Source organism: uncultured Devosia sp., assembly GCF_964244875.1.
GTDB lineage: Bacteria > Pseudomonadota > Alphaproteobacteria > Rhizobiales > Devosiaceae > Devosia.
Genome location: NZ_CAXTKA010000003.1, coordinates 282681 through 301897, shown reverse-complemented (window position 1 = coordinate 301897; position 19217 = coordinate 282681). Strand labels below are relative to the sequence as shown.

Genomic DNA, 19217 nt, shown 5'->3' with positions numbered 1-19217 from the left:
TCGACACCTTCATCACCGAAGTCAGCCAGGACACCTGGATTTTCTTCCCGTGGGACCTGGACGTGGCGTATGCCGCCCCGATCGGTGGGGGCACGGACTAGGATTGTAAACTTAGTCCAATCCTACGCCTTCGGTCGCATGGCGGCGGGTTGCTTGAATTATTGAGAGTTCGCTGGTGCGCTGAGCTGCTCGCCGCGTCCAAAATGGGGTGGAAACCGGACAGGTGGCATTTAGGCGAAAGCGGCACGGTTGCAGAGATTGTCATTCGGGTTGGTCGAATTGTCATTCGAAGCGACACTTTCAGCGTGTGGTAGTCTATGCGCCAATGGCCCCTTACGCGGCGCTTGGATAGCCGTTTTGCTACGACGCTGCAGACTAACTAGAGGAACCAGGATTTCGAGTTCACGCGGCCTTCTGCACGGCGCGGTTTAATGCTTGACCTGAACCCCGACCCGATACGTCAGGATGGTGTTGCTGCTCCCCAAAAGGAGTCTGAGTGCCATGATACGCGTGGTCGGGTTTCTATTTTGGATGTGATCGATGCTTGCTTTTAGCCTGCGCCAAACTTCCAAAATGCTGATGCGGTTGCCTGGCAGGGGAACGGAGAACTCATTCCGAGTGACGAGGCCCTCTATCTCGTGCTCGAAGCTGCACCGGATGGCTGTCAAGGGACCGGATGATTCCACCGCTCGATCTTTTGTGTACGCCCACACACCAAGTTCGAGCGTAAACAATTCCAGGTCGCTTCGGCTATCTGTAGCCTTCAGCTTAACCGTGTCGGCGAGCTGCCCCTGACGGTCACATTCCTCAAGGGCATGCATGGCAACCGCGAGACAGAGGCTACTGGATAACAAGGTTGTTGGATAACTCATATCCAGCGCGATGGTCGGCCTGGTTTCCAGCCGATGGGTTTTGACCGTGATCTTGCTTTCATAGCCATTGCTGACCGCTAACTGTCGAAATCGTTCCATTGTGGTCGGCTCGTAGATGTCGCCGAGAGACTCCTTGAGGACGATATCTCCAACTACCGCGCCGATAAAACGTGCGGCGCTCTCATACTCTTCCTGCTTGTTTGGGTCCCAACGATGAGGACTTTTGAGGGAATGGTGCCGCAGCTTTCCTCGAAGAAGCACCAGCACCTTAATTTTCTCACGCGTCGATTGGTCTGCCGTCAATAGCTCGAATTTGTCTCTCGATGATGTTTTGCTTCTCTTAAGGAACTCGGTAGACGTGCTCTCCAGGGCGTCGCAGAAAAGTCTTTCCTTTGAAAGCAGCTCCACCTGCTGGTCAGTCTTTGTCTTTCCGTCGCAATAGCGCGTCTCCAAGAAGAGAAACATGTTATTATAAGCGTCCACATACCGCCCCGCGCCAGATGCGATGCGGCCCTCGCGGAAATGCGATGTGGATTCAATCCGTTCGTCAGGGATTAGGTTTGTCAGAAAAGCCCTGCCGATCTGCTCGTAGTCGCAGGGAGAGTTGAGCGACTTGCTACTATCAGTTTTGAAGGACCTTATTTGGACGCGAGGCTCCTCCTCCAAGGACTCGGCCGCAAAAATCAACTCATAGTTGTCGAAGTCCAAGTCTACAATCTGAAGGCCACTCAGAACAGCTTGCCAGTTCATTGCGCTCTGTCGCGCCATGGAAGCAAAGATACCGCCGTTGATAGTGATGTGCGCCGCTGATTTGTCACCGTCGCCTGGAACAAGGCTGGGTGCATACTCAATTCCTACATTTGAAAAGGAAATGCAGACCTTTTTCAGGGTGTCTCCTTCGCGCTCGAGAAAGAATGTGCGGTCGCCCCTTTTTAGGGGCCATGACTCCATTACATTGACGTGATTTTTCACATCGAAAGCGACCGTAATCCTCATGCTTCGTTTTCCTTTTGTACAGCCTTCAACGGGCGCCCTGACGGCTAGAAACTCATATAGGTTATCCAGCCAGGCGTACTTGATCGCGCCCTCGGGCGCTATCCAGCTCAGGACTACACGAGCCCAGTCGGTTCAACTTCTTCAGCGCTGATTGGGGTGCATCGATGCACGAGAGTGATGCGATTGACTGCTTTGAGGACTAGATCAAAAGGGCTGCAATGACCGCAATGGGGTCGGAAGCGGGCGTACTGCATGCTGCAAAGGAGACAATCAAGTTACGTCTGTGCGCGTCCTGTCGTCAGCCCCTCTGCCAAAAACTTATCCCCGCCTCCAAACTCCATGCCAAACTTCCCCCATTCCCGCCGTTCACGCGGCACCGACGAAGTGCCGGGCGGGGAGCTGGTTGCATGGGGTCGCCCAGGCACGAGCGTGACGCTGACAACCGGCCGGACGTAATCGTCCAACCCGAAAGGGCGGCCGCTCCATGCGTGCGCGGGAAAGCCAGATCGTGTGAAGCGGCTTTCGCCTCTTCAATATACCAAATCGGGGGCGCAAGCCCTCGGGGCGAAAGCCGCTTCCCACCGTGTCCCCGCGACGCCGCAAGGCCGGGCGGCGCGTTCTGCTGTCCGCTGATCCCCTATCGGCGTTGGCAGGCGCCGGGCGGCATGCTAATCGCCAGCGGGCGCGGGCGTGGTGGAATGGTAGACACACAGGACTTAAAATCCTGAGGGGGTATCCCCGTGCGGGTTCGAGTCCCGCCGCCCGCACCAGATGGATGACGCGCCCCTGTCCGGTTCAGATGGGCCAGTCGCGGTCTTTGCCGGCGAATGGGCGGCAGGGTAGGCTGGCCATGGTCTATTTTGATTCCAGGTCATTTTTCGGGAACGGTTTTTAATGTCGGATAGCGTCAAGTACCGCTTGGGCGGGGTTATTTTGCTGCTGGTGGGGCTGGCGGTGGGCTGGTTTTTCCTGGTCGGTCCGCTGCAGGCGGCGCAAGGCGGGGCGGCTGAGGTCAGCTATTCGCTGCGGGCGTTTATCGCGGTACCGCTATGCCTGGTGTTCGGGCTGGGATTTCTGGCGATGGGGCCGGCGTTGCACTACCGAAACGACGCGCATACCAATTTAAGCGTGACGGGATGGGTGCTCTTCGCGGTCGTCGCGCTGCTGACTGCGGCGGGATATGTCTGGTTCCAGCAGCAGTTTACGGCGCTTGGCTACGTGTCCTGAATGCGACGGAGATCGGGCGATGATCACCAGAATCGATACCGGCATCGCGCCGTCGGCCTCGCCGGTCAATGACGCGGTGCGGGCGGGACAGCAGGTCTGGCTGGTGGCGATCGCCGAAGATCCCCTGACCGGCGCGATCGTTGCCGGCGGGATCGAGGCGCAGGCGCGGCGGACCATCGAAAACCTGCAGATCGCGGTCGTGGCCGCGGGCGGCACTTTGGCGAACATCGTGCAGGTCCAGGTGTTCCTCATCGATAGCGCCGATGCGCCGGGCATGAACGCGGTTTATCGCGAATTTTTCGTCCAGCCTTATCCGGTGCGCGCCACCGTGGTGGTTAAGGAATTGCTGGCCAAGGGGCTGCGCGTCGAGATGCTGGCGACGGCGGTGCTGGACTGATGCTGCTCAAGCGCGAACTGCTCGAAGCGATCAAGGCCGGGCAGGTGGACCTGGTGTTCCGGCGCTGGAGCCGGCCCAGCGTCAAGCCTGGCGGGACGCTCAAGACCAAGCTGGGGTTGCTGTCGATCGGGGCGATCGCTGACATGGACCCGGCCGATGTCTCCGAGGCCGATGCCAACCGGGCCGGGTTCCGGGACGTGGCCGATTTTCGCAAATGGCTCGACACCATGAAGCCGGGCGATTTGTTCCAGCGGATCGAAGTGCGCTTTGCGGACGAGGACCAAGGCGGCTGAAGCCTTGCCGCACACGCTAAAACGGAACCGGCGCCACGAAGTGACACGGCGCGCCGGTGGTGGGATGGGTGAAACCGAGTTCGGCGGCATGCAACTGCAGGCGGTCGGCGGCGGCCAGGGCGGCTGGACCGGCGTAAAACGCATCGCCGAGAATCACATGGCCGATGGCTTTCATGTGCACTCTTAACTGGTGCGTGCGGCCAGTCAGGGGCATCAGGCGCAGCCGGGTGAAATTGCCCTCGCGTTCCATCACCGTCCATTGGGTCTGGGCGGCGCGGCCCTGTTCGCGGTCGACCTTCTGGCGCGGCTTGTTGTCCCAATCGGCGGCGAGGGGCAAATCCACGATGCCGCTATCGGCTTCGACATCGCCCCAGACCCGGGCGATATAGCTTTTTTTGGTCAGCCGGTTTTCGAACTGGGCACCGAGCTTGCCATGGGCGCGTTTGTTGATAGCCATCAGGATGATGCCGGAGGTGTCCTTGTCGAGACGATGCACCATTTCGGCTGTTGGCCATTTTTGCCGCGCCCGGTGGCGGATGGAGTCCCACAGCGACGGATCGCGCCCGGGCACGCTCAGCAACCCGCTGGGCTTGTCGAACACCAGGATGTCGTCATCGCCATAAATCAGGGTGAGATAAGGCTCGAGCGGGGGAAAATAGTCGAGCAAAGGAGGCATGGGACCGGGCATGGCACCCCCTAGCAGGGTTTGCGGCTCAGGGACAGATCGCGCCGGAATCGACAGGAATGCCAGGTTACGGATTTGTAACGGAACGGAGTGTCTGCTTGGGCCGTTCCATAAGCGCGAACAACCAGAGGAAGTTGAAATGCACAAGGACGAAGTCGACGGGGCGGGTAAGCAAGCCAAGGGCGCAATCAAGGACGCCGTAGGTGGTTTGACCGGCAACGAAAAGCTGCAGGCCGAAGGCAAGATGGACAAGGCCGCCGGCAAGGTGCAGCAAAATGTCGGCAAGGCCAAGGACGCGACCCGCGATGCGCTCAAGCGCTGAGCAGCTATCATACAGTTTTAAAGAAGGCCGCCCTCGAGGCGGCCTTTTTGTGGGCGTTCAAGGATTGGCGGCGTAGCCTTCAACGAGGAATCACGGCGCGATTCCGCAACCGCTCAGACCGGTGTCGTGTTGCATCGCGACAGCGTCCCGGATGGAGAGGCCAAATGCCGTTTGCCTTCGAGCACAGCGATGCCAATGTCGAGGATGGCCTGCGCCGGATTGCGGGTGAGCAGATCGACAAGGCGCTTGAGGAAGCTTCCAATCCACATGCGGATTTTGACGAGACTGTGCATGGCCTGCGGCGGCGCTGCAAGAACTTGCGTGGCCTGCTGCGCATGGTCAAGCCGCGGTTGACGGTGTTCGAGGACGAGGACGCGGCGGTGAGCGGCATCGCAACACGCCTGTCGCAGGCGCGAGACGCGGCCGTGATGCTGATGACGCTGGACAAATTGGTGTTGGCCAAAGGGGGCGGGCCGCCTGTCATCGACGCAGCGGACCACAAGCAATTGCACGATCTGCTGGCCGAGCGGGAGCGCGGCATGGCACAGCACATGGATCAGGCGGGACTCTTTGCCGAGTTCAGCGAGGCCATGCTGGCAATGCGGGGGCGTGTCGAGGGATGGGCGCTGGAGCGCAAGAAATTCGGCGGCATTGCGGAAGGCATCGAGGCGACCTATCGGCGCCTGCGGGAGCGCATGGCGGACGCGGCAGCCGATGAAGCACCGCTGCTGATGCATGCCTGGCGCAAGCAGGCCAAGTATCACCGCCACCATGTCATGCTGCTGCGCCGGCATGCGCCCGACGAAATGAATGGGCGCAGCAAGCTGTTGGGAGAACTGGGCGACCTGCTGGGTGACCATCATGACCTGGCGGTTCTGATCGAGGTGCTCAATGGCCGGGCGGTGGGCGCGCCTGCTGCCCTGGCGAAACTCACCAGCCTTGCGAGTGAGCGGCAAAAGGGGCTCAGCGACAAGGCCTTTGCCTTGGGCCGGCAGGTTGCGGCGGAAAAACCGCGGGCGCTGACCGAACGATTGCGGCAATACTGGATGCTGGAGGCGGCGTAGCAATGGGCCGCGAGATCGAGCGCAAATTCATCGTCACGTCCCAGGATTGGCGGGAGACGGCAGACGGAGGCGAGGCAATCGAGCAGGGCTATCTGTCGTCCAATGGCAAAGCCACCGTGCGGGTGCGGATTTTTGACGACAAGCGGGCGATCATCACGCTCAAGGGCGCTGTCAAGGGGATTACGCGAGCCGAATTCGAATATGACATTCCTCTTGATGACGCGCACGAAATGATGGAGATGGCGCGCCCGCATGTATTGGCCAAGCGGCGCCACAAGATCAGGCATGCCGGGCTGGATTGGGTGGTGGACGTCTTTTCGGGGCGGCACCAGGGGCTGGTGCTGGCCGAAATCGAGCTCGAGCACGAGGCGCAGGCCGTTCCGCTGCCAAGCTGGGCCGGACGCGAGGTTTCGGACGACGACCGGTATTATAATGCGAGCCTGTCACAGACGGATGCACCACCGCAGGCCTGAGCCTATTGCCAGCGCTTGAAGGTCTTGAGGTGATCAAGGGCCTTGAGCACTGTGGCGGTCTGCTTTTCAATCGCGTCGGTGACCGGCAGGATCAGCACATTCTCGAATGCGGGATCGGGCGGCTCAAGGGTGGCGAACTGGCTGTCGAGGAGGCTCGCGGGCATGTATTCGTGGTGGCGGCGGGCCATGCGCTCGGCGATGACTTCGCGCGTGCCGGACAGATGCACGAACAGGATAGGCTCGCCGGCCTGTTCCTCCAGATATTGACGATAGCTCCGGCGCAGGGCCGAACAGGCGCCCACGGCAGCGCCCTTTTTGTCCGCGGCCTCATGCAGGGCGCCGGCAAGGCGGGCCAGCCAGGGCCAGCGATCGGCATCGGTCAGCGGCGTTCCGGCCCGCATTTTTTCGACGTTTTCCGGTGGATGGTAGCCGTCGCCATCAAGGAACGGCACGTGCAGGCGGCGGGCGATCGATTGACCCACCGTGGACTTGCCCGATGAGCTGACGCCCATGACGATGATGATGCGCGCCTCTGGATGGTCCATGGCCGGTCCTACACAGTCGCCGAAAAGGCGCCATCGACATAAAGGATGTGGCCGTTGACGAAGCGGGAGGCCTCGGACGCGAGAAAGACCGCAGCGCCGCCCAGTTCGTCGGGCTGGGCCCAGCGACCCATCGGCGTGCGGGTTTCGATCCAGGCATTGAATTTCTCGTCCTTGGTCAGGGCCTCGTTGAGTTCGGTGGCGAAGTAGCCGGGCGCGATGCCGTTGACGTTGAGGCCATGCCTGGCCCAATCCACCGCCATGCCGCGCGTCAGATTGGCCACGGCGGCCTTGCTGGTGGCGTATGGGGCGATGGAGGGGCGCGCCACGGCCGACATCAGCGAGCAGATGTTGATGATCTTGCCGGCGCCGCGGCTGATCATGTGGCGGGCGACGGCCTGGCCGACATTGAACACCGAAGTGACGTTGGTGGTGATGATCTGGTCGAACTTTTCGGGTGGAAAGGCTTCCAGCGCGCTGCGGAACTGCATGCCGGCATTGTTGACCAGGATATCGATCGGGCCCAGCGTATCCTCGCAATAGGTGACGGCTTGGTTGACGCTGTCGCGGCTGGTGACGTCGAAGGCGACGGCGTTGACGCTGGCGCCGGTGGCCGCCAGGGTCTGCGCCGCAGCGCCGAGCGCGACATTGTCGCGGGCGCTCAGGATGACGGCGGCGCCGGCTTGGGCAAGCGCGTCGGCCATAGCGTAACCCAAGCCGCGGCTGGAGCCGGTGATCAGGGCGCGCTTGCCGGTCAGGTCGAACTGCGAAAGCGGTGGCATGGCGTGCTCCAGGAGTCGGCGCGACCCTATGTCACCGCAGCCGGGTCCGGCAACATAAACTGCCATACCAGATGCGCGACAAGCCAAATAGTGCGTCGGTGCTACTTCCGTCCGGGCGCGGTATGTGGTCATGTGCGCGCGCCCGGCGGAGCTAAATTTGCTGGCATACAGAAGCGTTCGGACCTCGGAAGGACTAGCAGATGTCGACAGCGGAGATCGGCCTTATCGGGCTTGCGGTGATGGGTTCGAACCTGGCGCTGAATATCGCCGAAAAGGGCTATACCGTCGCCGTGCACAACCGGTCTGCGGGACGCATCGATGAATTTCTGGCCGAGGCCAAGGCGCAGGGCCTGGATGGCAAGACCATCGCCAAATACGAGCTGGCGGACTTCGTGCAGGCGGTCAAGCGGCCGCGTTCGATCATCATCATGGTCAAGGCGGGCGCGCCGGTGGATGAAATGATCGAGCATCTGTTGCCGCATCTGGAGCAGGGCGACGCCATCATCGAGTGCGGCAATTCGCTGTTCACCGATACGCAGCGGCGCTTCGATTATCTCAAGCCCAAGGGCATCGGCTATCTGGGCGTCGGCGTTTCGGGCGGCGAAGAGGGCGCGCGCCATGGTCCCTCGATCATGGTGGGTGGCTCCAAGGAGCAGTGGCACAATGCCGAGCCCGTGCTGACGGCGATCGCGGCCAAGTTCAACGGCGAAAGCTGCTGCGCCTATCTGGGCGAGGGCGGCGCGGGGCACTTCGTCAAGACCATCCATAACGGCATCGAATATGGCGACATGCAGATGATCGCCGAGGTTTATGGCGTGATGCGCGACGGCCTGGGCATGTCGCCGCAGGCGGCGTCCGAGGTGTTCAAGGAGTGGAACAAGGGGCCGCTCAACTCCTATCTCATCGAAATCACCGGCCATGTGCTGGCCGCTCTCGACAAGGAGACGGGCAAGCCGCTGGTCGAATTGATCCTGGACAAGGCAGGCCAGAAGGGCACCGGCGTGTGGTCGGCGATTGCGGCCCAGCAGATGGGCGTGCCGGCGACGGCCATCGAGGGAGCCGTGGCGGCGCGCTCGATCTCGGCGCGCAAGGACGAGCGTGTCGCGGCCGAAGCCATCTACGGCAAGCGCGGCGCCGGCAAGGCCGACATTACGCTGGCCGACCTGGAAAAAGCGCTGCTGGCGGGCAAGATCGTCTCTTACGCGCAAGGTTTTGCGGTCATCGCCAAGGCCTCGGAGGAAAACGGCTGGGGCCTGCCGCTTTCGACCATCGCCAAGATCTGGCGCGCCGGCTGCATCATTCGCTCGCGGTTTTTGGACCAGATGGCGGAAGCCTATTCCAAGGGCGGCAACACCAACCTCTTGGTCGTGCCAGACTTTGTGGCGCTGATGAAGGATAGTCACCCCTCGCTGCGCAAGGTCGTGGCTGCGGCGGCCGTGGGCGAGTTCCCAATGATCTGCCTCTCGGCGGCGCTGAGCTATTTCGACAGCTATCGCCAGGCACAGGGCACGGCCAACCTGATCCAGGGCCAGCGCGATTTCTTCGGCGCGCACGGCTTCGAGATCGCCGGCCGCGGCGCGGACCTGCACGGCACGTGGCCGAGCACGCTGGGGAAGTAGGGCGGGACGCATCCTGGTATCTCAAGCCAAGCCCCGCCTGCACGGGCGTGACATCGAGGGAAAGCGCTAGAGATCGAGCCGCATTTGCTGGTTCGCTCCGGGTGCTTCGTCCATCGTATCGAGAAACATCGCGGCCTCTTGCCGGATCGTGTCGCGCTCGGCGGCCTCCATGCGGTCGAGGTTGCGATAGGGCATGGCCATGCGCGGATTGGCAGCGAGCCGCTGCCGGTGCTCGATGAGGAAGTTCCAGTATAACTGAGTGAAGGGGCAGGCATCGGGGCCGGTGCGCAGCCGTGGATCATAGCGGCAGCCCCGGCAATAGTCGGACATGCGATTGATATAGGCGCCGGAGGCGGCATAGGGCTTGGACGCGAGCAGGCCGCCATCGGCAAAGATCGCCATGCCATGGGTATTGGGCAGTTCGACCCAGTCGTAAGCGTCGATATAGACGGCAAGGTACCACTCTTCGATGTCAGCCGGCCGTATCCCCGCCAGCAGCGCGAAATTGCCGGTGACCATCAGCCGCTGGATGTGGTGAGCATAGGCATGCCGGCGCGTGTCGGCGACGACATTGGCGACGCAGTTCATGGCGGTTTCGCCCGACCAATAGAACCAGGGCATGGGGCGCTGGGCGTTCAGCACGTTGGTTTTGGCGTAGTCCGGCATTTTGAGCCAGTAGATGCCGCGGATATACTCGCGCCAACCGATGATCTGGCGGATGAAGCCCTCCGTGGCGTTGAGCGGGGCCTGGCCTGCGCGCCAAGCGTCCTGGGCGGCGCTGCAGACCGCAATGGGATCAAGCAGGCCGATATTGATGTAGGGCGAGATGATGGAGTGCCACAAAAAGGCGGATCGCTCGGTCATGGCGTCCTGATAGTCGCCGAACCGGGGCAGGCATTCGGCGATGAAATGGTCCAGCGCCTCCAAGGCCTGCAGCCGTGTCACGGCCCAGCCGAAGGGTTCGAGGTCGCCGAAATTGCCGGCAAATCGGCGTGCCACCAAGGCCATGACATCGCGCGTTATCTGGTCCGGCTCGAAACGAAGTCGTGTCGGCGTGGTCTGTCCCTTGGGCAGGCTCTTGCGGTTGTCGGCGTCGAAGTTCCAGGCGCCGCCGGCGGGCTTGCCATCGTCCATCAAAAGGCCGGTCTTGCGGCGCATCTCGCGATAGAAAAACTCCATGCGAAAGGATTTGCGATCCTTGGCCCATGCAGCGAATTCGTCGAGCGAGCAGATGAAGCGATCGTCGCGGCGGATCTCGACTGGCACCGACAGGAACGTGGTCCAATCCCGCATCATGTCGAGGACGCGATATTCGGCGGCCTCGGTCACGACCACGCGGCCCGGGTCGTGGCGCTCGATGGCGCGCTGCAGTTCGCCGGTGAAGTTGCCGCTATTGCCGGCGTCCTCAAGCTGGACATAGTCGAGCGTCACGCCGGCCTCGCCCATGTCTTCGGCGAAATGGCGCATGGCGGAGAGCACGAGGACCAGCTTCTGCTTGTGATGGGGCGCATAGGTGGTCTCGTCGGCGATTTCGACCATCAGCACCACATCGCTGTCGCGATCGAGGTCGTTGAGGCTGGAGATATCGCGGGAAAGCTGGTCGCCGAGAATGAGCCGAAGTGTTTTCATGTGGTTTGTACGCGCCCATGCAATGCGTGGTTCAGAACGTTTTGAACATCACGTAGCTGTCGACATAGCCGTGGACGGGATGCTTGAAGGCGGCGGGCAGAGTGCCAACGATGGCAAAGCCGAGCGACTGCCAAAGCGCCACGGCGCGGGTGTTGGACGAGACCACGTGGTTGAACTGCATCGCCCGAAAGCCGCGCCCGGCAGCGCGGACAAGGGAATGGCTGCACATGGCGCGAGCAACGCCTTTTCCCTGCGCGTCTGGCGCGGTCATGTAGCCGCAATTGGCGATGTGGGCGCCTCCGCCCAGCCGATTGGCCATTAGATAATAGGTGCCCAGGATCCGCCCATCGACCTCCGCGACATAAACGTCGTAGGCAGGGTCGAACCAATAGGCCAGCACCTGATCGTCAGTCCAATCGCGCGGGGTGGCATAGGTCTCGCCGGCAGCCAGGATTGGCGCCACGATGGCAAGCACCGCCGACCGGTCGGCGTCAGCGGCGGGCCGGATCTGCATCGGGATCGTCGGCGTCTTCATCGATGGGGGGGACCCTGATCTGCCCGGGCGGCGGCATGTCGGGCAGTCTGGGCTTGTTGGCGATGCTCGGGCGATGGGCCAGATCGAACTTGAACACCGCCACCACAAAAATCACCAGAGCCAGTACGACCGAGGCGGCCGCGGCAACGAAGGGCGCGCCGGGGAAATAGCCGGGCGAATCGGCGGCATAGGTGAAGTAGGAGAAAATCTGCGTAGCCGCGAGTGGCCCGATGATGGTGGCCAGCGAATTGGAGGCATTGACGGCCCCCTGCAACTCGCCTTGCGCATTGTCGGGGACCTGCCGGGAGAGCACGCCATTGATGGCAGGCGCGGCCAGTCCGCTGATCGCGCCGATCATGATGAACAGGTAAAGGTAATACACCTCGCTGGTGAACGCCACGCCGGCAAAGGCGGCGATGGCGGCCAGAAGGCCCAGGATGACCACCGGGGTTTCGCCGAGGCGCTTGACGAATGGCCCCACGAGGAACGCCTGGCAGATGGCGAAGCCGACGCCGAAAGCGCCCAGCGAGCGGCCGATATTGGACGAGGTGAAGCGGAAGACCTCGACAGTGAAGTAGCTGAAGACGGCCGGAAGCGCCTGCGCCGCCAGCGAAAACGCGAACAGCACGGCCAAAAGCCACAACACGATGGGATATTTTCGCAGCGCCATCATGGCACCGAACGGGTTGGCGCGACGAATATCGAACTTGCGCCGATTGGCCTTGGGCAGGCTTTCGGGCAGCACGAACAGCCCGAACAGCAAATTGGCGAAGGCCAGGCCCGCAGCTGCGAAAAACGGCGCGCGCGGGCCCAGTTCGCCCAGTTCGCCGCCGATGACCGGGCCGATGATGAAGCCGAGCCCGAAGGCAGCACCGATCAACCCGAACCGGTGCGTGCGCTTATGGGGCGGGGTGATATCGGCCATATAGGCGGTCGCGGTGGCCACGGCAGCGCCGGCAATGCCGGCGATGATGCGGCTGACGAACAGATACCAGACGACGGGGGCGATGCTCATCATCAGGTAATCGAAGGTCAGTCCGGCCAGCGAGCAGAGCAGCACGGGGCGGCGGCCGTAACGATCGGACAGATTGCCCAGGACCGGCGAGAACACGAACTGCATGAACGCGTAGGCGAATACCAGATAGCCGCCGATGACCGCCGCCTGGGCAACGCTGCCGCCGGTCAATTCCTCCAGCAATTCGGGCAGCACCGGCACGATGATGCCCACGCCAATCATATCGAGAAGGATGGTGACGAGGATGCAGATGAGGGTCAGTCGTGAGCGTGTGGCGGCTTGCATAAAGTGGTCGCTACCCTTTCGATCTGTCGCGCAGTTGACACATGCAGGCATGGCTAGGCAAGGCCACAAGGCGGTTTGTCGCAAGGGGCGAGTTCACCGTAGCGATCGTTTGTGACCAACGATCATGGGCTTGTTCGGTTCGCCGCAGATGGATCAATCAATCAGGACCAGTCCTGTTCCGTCGTGCCGTCGGCCTTGTAGCCATAGAGCCAGTCCAACCGCCGCAGATGCGCCCGGCTGCCTTGGGCGGCGATGACGAGATTGCGCGCGGTGCTGAGCGGCCAGGGCAGGTGGAACACGCGGCCATTGTTGCGCGACAGTTTGGCAACCCGCGCGACACGGGAGCGGCGCAGCGCGGTGTAGCGGGTAAAGGCGGTTTCGGCATCGGGGCAGCCGATCAGCAGGGGCGCAAGGACCGCCGCATCCTCGATGCCCATGGCGGTCCCCTGGGCCTGGAATGGCGCCATGGCATGGGCAGCGTCGCCGATCAGGCCGATATTGCCGCGGTGCCAGTGAGGCGTCTGAACGGTGAACAGCGGCCAAGGGGTCCAACTGTCGCCCGCAGCAGCCATGATCACGCCCAACCGCGCACCGCGCCGTGCTGTGCGCGGCTGGACCAGCCTGATGCCGGCGGACTGCTCGGACGGTCCCCTGGCAAACAAAGCAAGGTTGACCTGCCGACGATGCGGCAGCGGGTAGCAAACCATGTGGTGGCCAGCGGCAAAGAATACCGAAACCCGATCCAGCGCCACCTGGCCGGCCATGGCGTCGAATGGCAGCAGGGTGCGCCAGGCGACGCGGCCGTCATAACGGGCCGGGGGCCCGTCGAGCACCTGCGTCCTGGTGTGCGAATGCACGCCATCGGCGCCGATCAGGGCGGCGGCGCGGCCATGGCGCGCCTGGCCATCGGCCTGTTCGAGGGTCACGGCGACGCCGGCGCCTTCCGAGACCGCTTGCCAGGTGCGCACGCCGAACAGCATGTCGATATTGGCAAAGCGCCGGCAGGCCTTGTAGAGCGCATCGGCCAGATCGGCGCGGTGCATCACCGCATAGGGGGCGCCGAAGGCGTCGCGCATGGCGCTGCCCAACTGGAGGGTGACCAGCGGATGGGAACGCACGCCGGGATAGATATCAATGCCCGTGGGTTCGAGGCCGTGGCTGGTCAGGGCGTCGTTTAGGCCTAGACCATCAAGCACATGGCGGGCATTGGGGCTGATCTGCAGGCCCGCGCCGAATTCGGAGGGGAAGGGGCTGCGCTCCAGCACCACGACATGGGCGCCGAACTTGGCCAGCGCCAAAGCCAGGGTGAGCCCCGCAATACCTGCCCCAACGACATAATAGCTGCGGCCGGAGCCGGGCATGGTCATCAATCAGGCGGCGTCAGCCTGGAACACGGCGGAGAGCGGATGTGACGTTCCGGCTGCAAGGCGGGAATTGAAGACGAAATGGGTCGAGCAATAGGGGCACACCACTTCGCTGTCCTTGCCCATGTCCAGATAGATATGGGGATGATCGAAGGGCGGCAGGGCGCCGACGCACTGGAATTCCTTGGAGCCGACTTCGATCTGGCGCAGACCCTCGGTGTTGTGAAAATGGGGCGTGGTGCCGTGAGCCATGGTGAGGACCTGCGCAGGTGGAATGATTTGCGCCGGACCTTACCCAAACTGGGCCGACTTTGGAAGGCTTCACCTCCCGCAAAGGGAGAGGTGAAGAAGGCTAGGCTGCGGGGTTACGCGAGGGCAGGCGACGGTCTAAAAGCCAGCCCGTGAACTCATCGAGGTTATCGTCTTGCCCACATTTCAATCCGACAGCCTGAGCCTGGCTTACGAGGTGTTCGGCACGGGACGGCCGGTGCTGTGCATCCATGGGTTTGCCTCGAGCGGCAAGGTCAACTGGATCGATACCGGGTGGGTCGAGACGCTGACCGGCGCTGGCTACCAGGCAATCGTCATCGACAATCGCGGCCATGGCGCCTCCGACAAGCCCTATGATCCGGAGCGTTATTATCCCCAGGACATGGCGCGCGACGCGGTGCGCTTGCTCGATCATCTGGGGATCGAGAGGGCCGCAGTGCTGGGCTATTCGATGGGCGCGCGCATCGCCGCGTTCATGGCGTTTCGGGATGAGGGCCGGGTGGCCTGCGCCGTATTCGGCGGCATGGGAATAAACCTCGTCAACGGGCTGAGCGACGGCAACGACATCATCGCCGGTTTGCGGGCGCCGACGCTGGCCGAGTTGACGCATCCGACCGCACGGCAGTTCCGAATCTTTGCCGATCACACCAAGGCGGATCGGGAGGCACTGGCGGCGTGCATGGAAACCTCGCGCGAGCCGATGGCGCGGGCCGATGTGCGGCGCATCGCCGTGCCGGTGCTGGTGGCGGTGGGGGAGGCCGATACCATGGCCGGCCCGCCCGAAGCCTTGGCCGACCTGCTGCCCAGGGGCGAGGCTTTCGTCATTCCCAAGCGGGACCATATGCGCGGCACCGGCGATCCCAGGTTCAAGCAGGCAGCCCTGGCCTTTCTGGGCAGAAATTTCGCCAACGTCAGTTTATCGTGAACCAAAAGGGCCATCCGGGCTTTGTTTTGGGGTAAATAATGGCGTATATCGAAGCCCTTGTCTTGCGGAGTGACTGGCCATGAGCGGCAGCGCCAAGAAGTCGGCGACGATCCAGGCGATCGATCCCGTTTGGGAGGCGATCCGCGCCGGGGCGCGCCAGATCCTGGCGAGCGAACCGTCGCTGGCCAATCTGGTGATCTCGTCCGTGCTCAACCACGATACGTTCGAGCAGGCGCTGGCGCACCGCATCGCCGCGCGGCTCGATCACGAGGACGTATCGGCCGACATCATCCGGCAGACCTTTGCCGAAATCATTGCCGATACGCCCAAGATCGGCGCCGATGCGCGGGTCGACCTGGCAGCAACGCTGGAGCGCGATCCCGCCTGCCATCGCGCGGTGGAGCCGCTGCTCTATTTCAAGGGTTACCAGGCGATCCAGACGCATCGCTTTGCCCATGCGCTGTTCGTTGCCGGGCGACGCGATTTTGCGCTTTATCTGCAGAGCCGGGCCAGCCAGATGTTCCAGGTCGATATCAATCCGGCAGTGGTGATCGGGCATGGCATCATGCTCGACCATGGCACGGGGCTGGTGATCGGCGAGACGGCGGTGGTCGGCGACAACGTCTCGATGCTGCAGGGCATCACGCTGGGCGGCACCGGAAAGGCCGATCAGGACCGACATCCCAAGATCGGCAATGGCGTGCTGATCGGGGCCGGCGCCAAGGTGCTCGGCAATATCCGGATTGGCGATTGCTCGCGGATCGGGGCCGGTTCGGTGGTGCTCAAGGAGGTGCCGCCGCGCGTGACAGTGGCGGGGGTTCCGGCCAAGATCATTGGCGAAGCGGGGTGCGCGCAGCCGGCGCTGGTGATGGACCAGATGGTGCTGGTGCACGATCTCAACGCCTGAAAAGACGCCGTACAGCATTAATTCGAATGCTCAGGGTTGCCCCCGGCGCGCGAGGCACTACATTGCGGCCTCGGCTCCACAACAGGACGTTTTTCAGTGAATCATCCCGAGATCATCAAGCTGCAGAAGTTTTTGCAGGTGAAGTTCAACAACAAGAACATCGACGTGCGTCCGCGCCACAAGCTCAACGACTCGGTGGAAGTGTTCATCGGCGATGAATCGATCGGGCTCATTCACCTGGATGACGAAGACGGCGACAAGTCGTACATCTTCAACATGTCGATCCTGGATATCGACCTGGACGAGGTCGGCTGACATCGATCCTGCGGCGCCGCTACCAGGCACCGATCTGGCTTAGCCACTGCTGCATCTCGCCGTCAAAACTGCGCCAGGATTGCAACGCGGCGACATCGAACGCGTAAACGGCAGCGATGCCGCTGGGCAGGAATACGGTTCGCAGGCACTGCGCGGGCTGGCCCTCGGCGACCGGCGCCAGGCATTTTGCCACGAACGGATCTGGTGACAGTGCGTCATACCAGACGCTCTCGCCCGTGAAGCCATCGCCATCGTGCAGGGGCTTGCCCACGAGCCCGGGCACGCCACCCACAGTGTTATCGCTGAATTGGTGCAGATAGACCCCGTCGAGCAAGTCGCTGCCGGGACGGGCACGGCTGCGCGGCACCAGCGTGACGTCAACCGGGATGGGCTGCCCATCGAGGCCCTGCAACAGCACGTGCAGATCGATTTCGTTGACGAACCCGCCGCGCTGTTGCTCGCCATAGCGGAACCAAGAGGCCGGAATGGCCAGCTCGTGCCCCGCCACGGCAATGGCAACGGTCGTGGTGTCGGCGCGGTCGGGCAGGGCGGCCCGGCTATTGCGGCCAAGCAGATCGACGCCATAGGCCAGCCCGACCGCAGCCAGAAGCACCAGCACGGCAATGCCGGCCAGGTTGAAACCGAACGATGCCAGGTCCGGCTTGGACGCGGCAGCCGGGTTTGCATGGGGGGGCATGACCAGAATTAACCAGCTTTGGCGAGGGGACGTGACACGGCATAGAGCCCGCAATATGCTTAATGAAGGGTTAATATTGGTGCCGGGTTCTGCGGGCTCGGGTTGCGGGGATGTTGGAAATGCTCAGGGAAGTGCTGTTGGCGGCTTTCATCATCGGGGTGGGCCTTTGCGTTGCCGGCGCGGGAACGCACTTTTATCAGTGGCGGCTGCGCCAGCAGGCCGTGCTGCGCTATGACGGCGCGACGGCACTGGCCTCGATGGGGCATGTGGTGATGAGCTTTTTTTGCGGACCCTATATCATGCTGCAAATGGGCTGGACCCGCGATGATGGCGGCACCGCGCCGGTGGGGTCGGCCTTGCTGTCCGCCGTCGTCGCCTTTGGCTGGGCATTCATCACCGGCCTTTTGATCATGGGCTTTTATATAGCGGTCGGCCGCTAGACGAACCATTGGCTGCGTGGCAATGAGGCCGGCTTCGTTCGCACGAAACCGGCCTCATTCATCAGACCCCTATCAGGGATAGGCTTTGGTCGGGGTCCGGAACTTCGGGTCGGGCGATCTTGAGGTGATGCTGGTCTGCAAATTCCGGCCTTCTGCGCTTCCGGTGCTCACGCACCAATGTACGCTCCGCTCCGGTTCTCGAAGACCGGCATTTTCGACTCAGCCTGACCTCAATCTCAGCCGACCCGCGTTGTGCTGGAACTAGTTGGCGGCAGCCACAATGATGGGGCGGTCGTCGATCATGTCGACCCATTTGCCGGCGTCGGCCTGGGACTGGCGTTTGATGTAGTGGTAGGGCGTTTCGTTCCAGACGCGCACGGCGCCGTCCTGGTTGTCCAGCACCAGGTCGCCGCGGTCGGTGCGGACCATCAGCACGGCGTGGCCGTCGCCGTTGCGCTCGCGCACGACGGCCATCAGCAAGGTGCTGGCAGGCCAGCCGGCGGCGATCAGGTCGCGGCGCTTTTCGAGAGCGATATCCTCGCAGTCGCCATAGCCGTTGGGATAAGTCCAGAATTCGGCGGCCTGGTAGAGGTCTTCGTCGGAGACCGGCACCACGGTTTGATTGACGTTGGCGTTGACGGTGAGCAGCTGGCTCCAGCTCGCCTCGTCCAGATTGACCGCCGGCACCAAGACTGCATTGGGCTGGCATTCTTTGCCGTGGGACTTGCAGAATTCGGCGTGACCGACCGGAATGGACGTCGCCACGTCCAGCGTCTGGATGAACGCTATGTCGGTGGTGTCGAAGGCGGCGGCGGGCGCAATGGCTGCCGCCAGTGCCAGAACTGCGCCAATCAGCGCTGCCGGCAGTCCCTTCTGGTTGAATTGCATTGGTGATCTCCCTGATGGAGACCAATCTAGAGAGCGCCCATTTCGCCGGCCCGAAAACTACAATGCAGTTTTGAATCGAATTGTATCGATCCGATTTCGTCGCGATTAACCAAGAAAAGCAACTAATTGGCGGAAATGACTCAGGTTCCGAGTCGGGCGAGCACCGCCGCGTAGACGGCGTCATCCTGGCCGGCGCCATCGCGGCACTGCTTGGAGCCGATATGGATGCTGGCGGCCCGGTCCAGCATCGGGGACACATAGGCAAAAGTGTCGGTCAGCACCTGGCCTGCGGAAATTTCCCAGTTCTGGTGGTGCGCAACCAGATCGTTGCCTTGGGCGTCGAGCACCAGGGCGGTCACGCAGACATAGTCCTGATCGTGGCTGTCACGGTCGGTCAGGCGCTGGACGAGGGTCAGGCTGTGACGAGCCGGGTCGATGGCGATGGCGATATTGACCCACTGGTTGCGCTTCCAGTCCCATTTCTGGTGGTAGGGCGGGCAGGTCAGCATGCCGTCGGCATTGGGCAGGCATTTGCTGGTCGAGAATTTTTGCCAGGCGTAGTTCTGCCAGTCGGCTCGACCCTGCGCCGAGGCGTCGGGCACGAGCGAGAGGACGCCGGCGGCGACGGTGGCAAGAATGGAGGCGCGCAGGATTTGTGACATGAGTGTCATCTAA

At 62.4% G+C, this 19217-nt stretch carries 23 protein-coding genes, 1 tRNA gene and 1 pseudogene; 13 read left to right on the top strand and 12 right to left on the bottom strand.

Going from position 1 to position 19217, the window contains the following annotated elements:
• Positions 1 to 101, top strand: a pseudogene (locus tag ACFE8X_RS06235) (xanthine phosphoribosyltransferase); the annotation flags it as partial.
• Positions 102 to 428: 327 nt separating this feature from the next.
• Here ACFE8X_RS06235 and ACFE8X_RS06230 read toward each other — a convergent pair.
• Positions 429 to 1868 carry a hypothetical protein gene (locus tag ACFE8X_RS06230; RefSeq protein ID WP_375450573.1) on the bottom strand — a complete coding sequence of 480 codons (1440 nt, stop codon included), beginning with the start codon at positions 1866 to 1868 and terminating at the stop codon, positions 429 to 431.
• A gap of 684 nt (positions 1869 to 2552) precedes the next feature.
• Here ACFE8X_RS06230 and ACFE8X_RS06225 point away from each other — a divergent pair.
• From ACFE8X_RS06225 to ACFE8X_RS06210, 4 genes are all read left to right on the top strand, one after another.
• Positions 2553 to 2638: transfer RNA gene (locus tag ACFE8X_RS06225), tRNA-Leu, on the top strand.
• Positions 2639 to 2762: 124 nt separating this feature from the next.
• Positions 2763 to 3095: a hypothetical protein gene (locus ACFE8X_RS06220; protein ID WP_375450572.1), complete on the top strand. Its 333-nt coding sequence runs from the start codon at positions 2763 to 2765 to the stop codon at positions 3093 to 3095.
• A 19-nt stretch (positions 3096 to 3114) separates the two neighbouring features.
• Positions 3115 to 3492, top strand: a complete 378-nt coding sequence (locus ACFE8X_RS06215) for a RidA family protein (RefSeq protein WP_375450571.1) — start codon at positions 3115 to 3117, stop codon at positions 3490 to 3492.
• A complete protein-coding gene (locus ACFE8X_RS06210) occupies positions 3492 to 3785 on the top strand; it encodes a hypothetical protein (protein ID WP_375450570.1) in 294 nt (97 codons plus the stop codon). The genes ACFE8X_RS06215 and ACFE8X_RS06210 overlap by 1 nt, the downstream gene beginning before the upstream one ends.
• Before the next feature lie 16 nt (positions 3786 to 3801).
• On the opposite strand, the gene ACFE8X_RS06205 is transcribed toward ACFE8X_RS06210, so the two are convergent.
• Positions 3802 to 4473 (bottom strand): RluA family pseudouridine synthase, encoded by a 672-nt coding sequence (locus ACFE8X_RS06205; RefSeq protein WP_375450569.1) that lies wholly within the window; start codon positions 4471 to 4473, stop codon positions 3802 to 3804.
• A 136-nt stretch (positions 4474 to 4609) separates the two neighbouring features.
• Here ACFE8X_RS06205 and ACFE8X_RS06200 point away from each other — a divergent pair, with 136 nt between their 5' ends.
• The 3 genes from ACFE8X_RS06200 to ACFE8X_RS06190 all read left to right on the top strand — a co-directional run bounded on the left by ACFE8X_RS06200 (position 4610) and on the right by ACFE8X_RS06190 (position 6329).
• Complete coding sequence (locus tag ACFE8X_RS06200) at positions 4610 to 4792, top strand: CsbD family protein (protein WP_375450568.1); 183 nt, start codon at positions 4610 to 4612, stop codon at positions 4790 to 4792.
• A gap of 164 nt (positions 4793 to 4956) precedes the next feature.
• Complete coding sequence (locus ACFE8X_RS06195) at positions 4957 to 5856, top strand: CHAD domain-containing protein (RefSeq protein WP_375450567.1); 900 nt, start codon at positions 4957 to 4959, stop codon at positions 5854 to 5856.
• Between the two features lie 2 nt (positions 5857 to 5858).
• Positions 5859 to 6329: a CYTH domain-containing protein gene (locus ACFE8X_RS06190; protein ID WP_375450566.1), complete on the top strand. Its 471-nt coding sequence runs from the start codon at positions 5859 to 5861 to the stop codon at positions 6327 to 6329.
• 2 nt (positions 6330 to 6331) lie between these two features.
• On the opposite strand, the gene ACFE8X_RS06185 is transcribed toward ACFE8X_RS06190, so the two are convergent.
• Both ACFE8X_RS06185 and ACFE8X_RS06180 read right to left on the bottom strand, forming a co-directional pair.
• Positions 6332 to 6874 carry a gluconokinase gene (locus ACFE8X_RS06185; protein WP_375450565.1) on the bottom strand — a complete coding sequence of 181 codons (543 nt, stop codon included), beginning with the start codon at positions 6872 to 6874 and terminating at the stop codon, positions 6332 to 6334.
• A gap of 8 nt (positions 6875 to 6882) precedes the next feature.
• A complete protein-coding gene (locus tag ACFE8X_RS06180; protein WP_375450564.1) occupies positions 6883 to 7653 on the bottom strand; it encodes an SDR family oxidoreductase in 771 nt (256 codons plus the stop codon).
• Positions 7654 to 7853: 200 nt separating this feature from the next.
• On the opposite strand from ACFE8X_RS06180, the gene gndA reads away from it, so the two are divergent.
• Complete coding sequence (gene gndA, locus ACFE8X_RS06175; protein WP_375450563.1) at positions 7854 to 9272, top strand: NADP-dependent phosphogluconate dehydrogenase; 1419 nt, start codon at positions 7854 to 7856, stop codon at positions 9270 to 9272.
• Positions 9273 to 9338: 66 nt separating this feature from the next.
• Here gndA and ACFE8X_RS06170 read toward each other — a convergent pair whose 3' ends face one another.
• The 5 genes from ACFE8X_RS06170 to ACFE8X_RS06150 form a co-directional block, all read right to left on the bottom strand.
• The gene (locus ACFE8X_RS06170; protein WP_375450562.1) at positions 9339 to 10901 is read right to left on the bottom strand and encodes a cryptochrome/photolyase family protein; all 1563 of its coding nucleotides are present in this window, start codon (positions 10899 to 10901) and stop codon (positions 9339 to 9341) included.
• 31 nt (positions 10902 to 10932) lie between these two features.
• Positions 10933 to 11415, bottom strand: a complete 483-nt coding sequence (locus tag ACFE8X_RS06165) for a GNAT family N-acetyltransferase (protein ID WP_375450588.1) — start codon at positions 11413 to 11415, stop codon at positions 10933 to 10935.
• Positions 11393 to 12736, bottom strand: coding sequence for a TCR/Tet family MFS transporter (locus tag ACFE8X_RS06160; protein WP_375450561.1), 1344 nt, complete (start codon positions 12734 to 12736; stop codon positions 11393 to 11395). The genes ACFE8X_RS06165 and ACFE8X_RS06160 overlap by 23 nt, the downstream gene beginning before the upstream one ends.
• 161 nt (positions 12737 to 12897) lie before the next feature.
• Positions 12898 to 14097 carry an FAD-dependent oxidoreductase gene (locus ACFE8X_RS06155; RefSeq protein WP_375450560.1) on the bottom strand — a complete coding sequence of 400 codons (1200 nt, stop codon included), beginning with the start codon at positions 14095 to 14097 and terminating at the stop codon, positions 12898 to 12900.
• A gap of 9 nt (positions 14098 to 14106) precedes the next feature.
• Positions 14107 to 14352 (bottom strand): zinc-finger domain-containing protein, encoded by a 246-nt coding sequence (locus ACFE8X_RS06150; RefSeq protein ID WP_375450559.1) that lies wholly within the window; start codon positions 14350 to 14352, stop codon positions 14107 to 14109.
• Between the two features lie 157 nt (positions 14353 to 14509).
• Between ACFE8X_RS06150 and ACFE8X_RS06145 the strand changes: the two genes are divergently transcribed.
• The 3 genes from ACFE8X_RS06145 (at position 14510) to ACFE8X_RS06135 (ending at position 16517) form a co-directional block, all read left to right on the top strand.
• A complete protein-coding gene (locus tag ACFE8X_RS06145; RefSeq protein ID WP_375450587.1) occupies positions 14510 to 15295 on the top strand; it encodes an alpha/beta fold hydrolase in 786 nt (261 codons plus the stop codon).
• 73 nt (positions 15296 to 15368) lie between these two features.
• A complete protein-coding gene (gene cysE, locus ACFE8X_RS06140; protein WP_375450586.1) occupies positions 15369 to 16202 on the top strand; it encodes a serine O-acetyltransferase in 834 nt (277 codons plus the stop codon).
• Positions 16203 to 16298: 96 nt separating this feature from the next.
• Positions 16299 to 16517, top strand: coding sequence for a DUF3126 family protein (locus ACFE8X_RS06135; protein ID WP_375450558.1), 219 nt, complete (start codon positions 16299 to 16301; stop codon positions 16515 to 16517).
• Positions 16518 to 16536: 19 nt separating this feature from the next.
• On the opposite strand, the gene ACFE8X_RS06130 is transcribed toward ACFE8X_RS06135, so the two are convergent.
• A complete protein-coding gene (locus ACFE8X_RS06130) occupies positions 16537 to 17214 on the bottom strand; it encodes a hypothetical protein (protein ID WP_375450557.1) in 678 nt (225 codons plus the stop codon).
• Positions 17215 to 17333: 119 nt separating this feature from the next.
• Between ACFE8X_RS06130 and ACFE8X_RS06125 the strand changes: the two genes are divergently transcribed.
• Positions 17334 to 17654, top strand: coding sequence for a DUF6949 family protein (locus ACFE8X_RS06125; RefSeq protein ID WP_375450556.1), 321 nt, complete (start codon positions 17334 to 17336; stop codon positions 17652 to 17654).
• A gap of 261 nt (positions 17655 to 17915) precedes the next feature.
• Here the strand turns inward: ACFE8X_RS06125 and ACFE8X_RS06120 are convergent, their stop codons facing one another.
• Both ACFE8X_RS06120 and ACFE8X_RS06115 read right to left on the bottom strand, forming a co-directional pair.
• Positions 17916 to 18542: a transglutaminase-like cysteine peptidase gene (locus ACFE8X_RS06120; protein WP_375450555.1), complete on the bottom strand. Its 627-nt coding sequence runs from the start codon at positions 18540 to 18542 to the stop codon at positions 17916 to 17918.
• 140 nt (positions 18543 to 18682) lie between these two features.
• On the bottom strand, positions 18683 to 19204 hold the full coding sequence (locus ACFE8X_RS06115; protein WP_375450554.1) for a hypothetical protein: 522 nt from the start codon (positions 19202 to 19204) through the stop codon (positions 18683 to 18685).
• Positions 19205 to 19217: the final 13 nt, after the last annotated feature.

Bases quoted from the DNA above. Each gene is read 5' to 3' on its own strand.
- ACFE8X_RS06230 (WP_375450573.1), bottom strand. From the start codon at position 1,868: ATGAGGATTACGGTCGCTTTCGATGTGAAAAATCACGTCAATGTAATG.
- ACFE8X_RS06150 (WP_375450559.1), bottom strand. From the start codon at position 14,352: ATGGCTCACGGCACCACGCCCCATTTTCACAACACCGAGGGTCTGCGC.
- ACFE8X_RS06205 (WP_375450569.1), bottom strand. From the start codon at position 4,473: ATGCCCGGTCCCATGCCTCCTTTGCTCGACTATTTTCCCCCGCTCGAG.
- ACFE8X_RS06195 (WP_375450567.1), top strand. From the start codon at position 4,957: ATGCCGTTTGCCTTCGAGCACAGCGATGCCAATGTCGAGGATGGCCTG.
- ACFE8X_RS06130 (WP_375450557.1), bottom strand. From the start codon at position 17,214: ATGCCCCCCCATGCAAACCCGGCTGCCGCGTCCAAGCCGGACCTGGCA.
- gndA (WP_375450563.1), top strand. From the start codon at position 7,854: ATGTCGACAGCGGAGATCGGCCTTATCGGGCTTGCGGTGATGGGTTCG.
- ACFE8X_RS06115 (WP_375450554.1), bottom strand. From the start codon at position 19,204: ATGTCACAAATCCTGCGCGCCTCCATTCTTGCCACCGTCGCCGCCGGC.
- ACFE8X_RS06125 (WP_375450556.1), top strand. From the start codon at position 17,334: ATGCTCAGGGAAGTGCTGTTGGCGGCTTTCATCATCGGGGTGGGCCTT.
- ACFE8X_RS06120 (WP_375450555.1), bottom strand. From the start codon at position 18,542: ATGCAATTCAACCAGAAGGGACTGCCGGCAGCGCTGATTGGCGCAGTT.
- ACFE8X_RS06215 (WP_375450571.1), top strand. From the start codon at position 3,115: ATGATCACCAGAATCGATACCGGCATCGCGCCGTCGGCCTCGCCGGTC.
- ACFE8X_RS06160 (WP_375450561.1), bottom strand. From the start codon at position 12,736: ATGCAAGCCGCCACACGCTCACGACTGACCCTCATCTGCATCCTCGTC.
- ACFE8X_RS06210 (WP_375450570.1), top strand. From the start codon at position 3,492: ATGCTGCTCAAGCGCGAACTGCTCGAAGCGATCAAGGCCGGGCAGGTG.
- ACFE8X_RS06220 (WP_375450572.1), top strand. From the start codon at position 2,763: ATGTCGGATAGCGTCAAGTACCGCTTGGGCGGGGTTATTTTGCTGCTG.
- ACFE8X_RS06190 (WP_375450566.1), top strand. From the start codon at position 5,859: ATGGGCCGCGAGATCGAGCGCAAATTCATCGTCACGTCCCAGGATTGG.
- ACFE8X_RS06165 (WP_375450588.1), bottom strand. From the start codon at position 11,415: ATGCAGATCCGGCCCGCCGCTGACGCCGACCGGTCGGCGGTGCTTGCC.
- ACFE8X_RS06170 (WP_375450562.1), bottom strand. From the start codon at position 10,901: ATGAAAACACTTCGGCTCATTCTCGGCGACCAGCTTTCCCGCGATATC.
- ACFE8X_RS06200 (WP_375450568.1), top strand. From the start codon at position 4,610: ATGCACAAGGACGAAGTCGACGGGGCGGGTAAGCAAGCCAAGGGCGCA.
- ACFE8X_RS06185 (WP_375450565.1), bottom strand. From the start codon at position 6,874: ATGGACCATCCAGAGGCGCGCATCATCATCGTCATGGGCGTCAGCTCA.
- ACFE8X_RS06155 (WP_375450560.1), bottom strand. From the start codon at position 14,097: ATGCCCGGCTCCGGCCGCAGCTATTATGTCGTTGGGGCAGGTATTGCG.
- ACFE8X_RS06180 (WP_375450564.1), bottom strand. From the start codon at position 7,653: ATGCCACCGCTTTCGCAGTTCGACCTGACCGGCAAGCGCGCCCTGATC.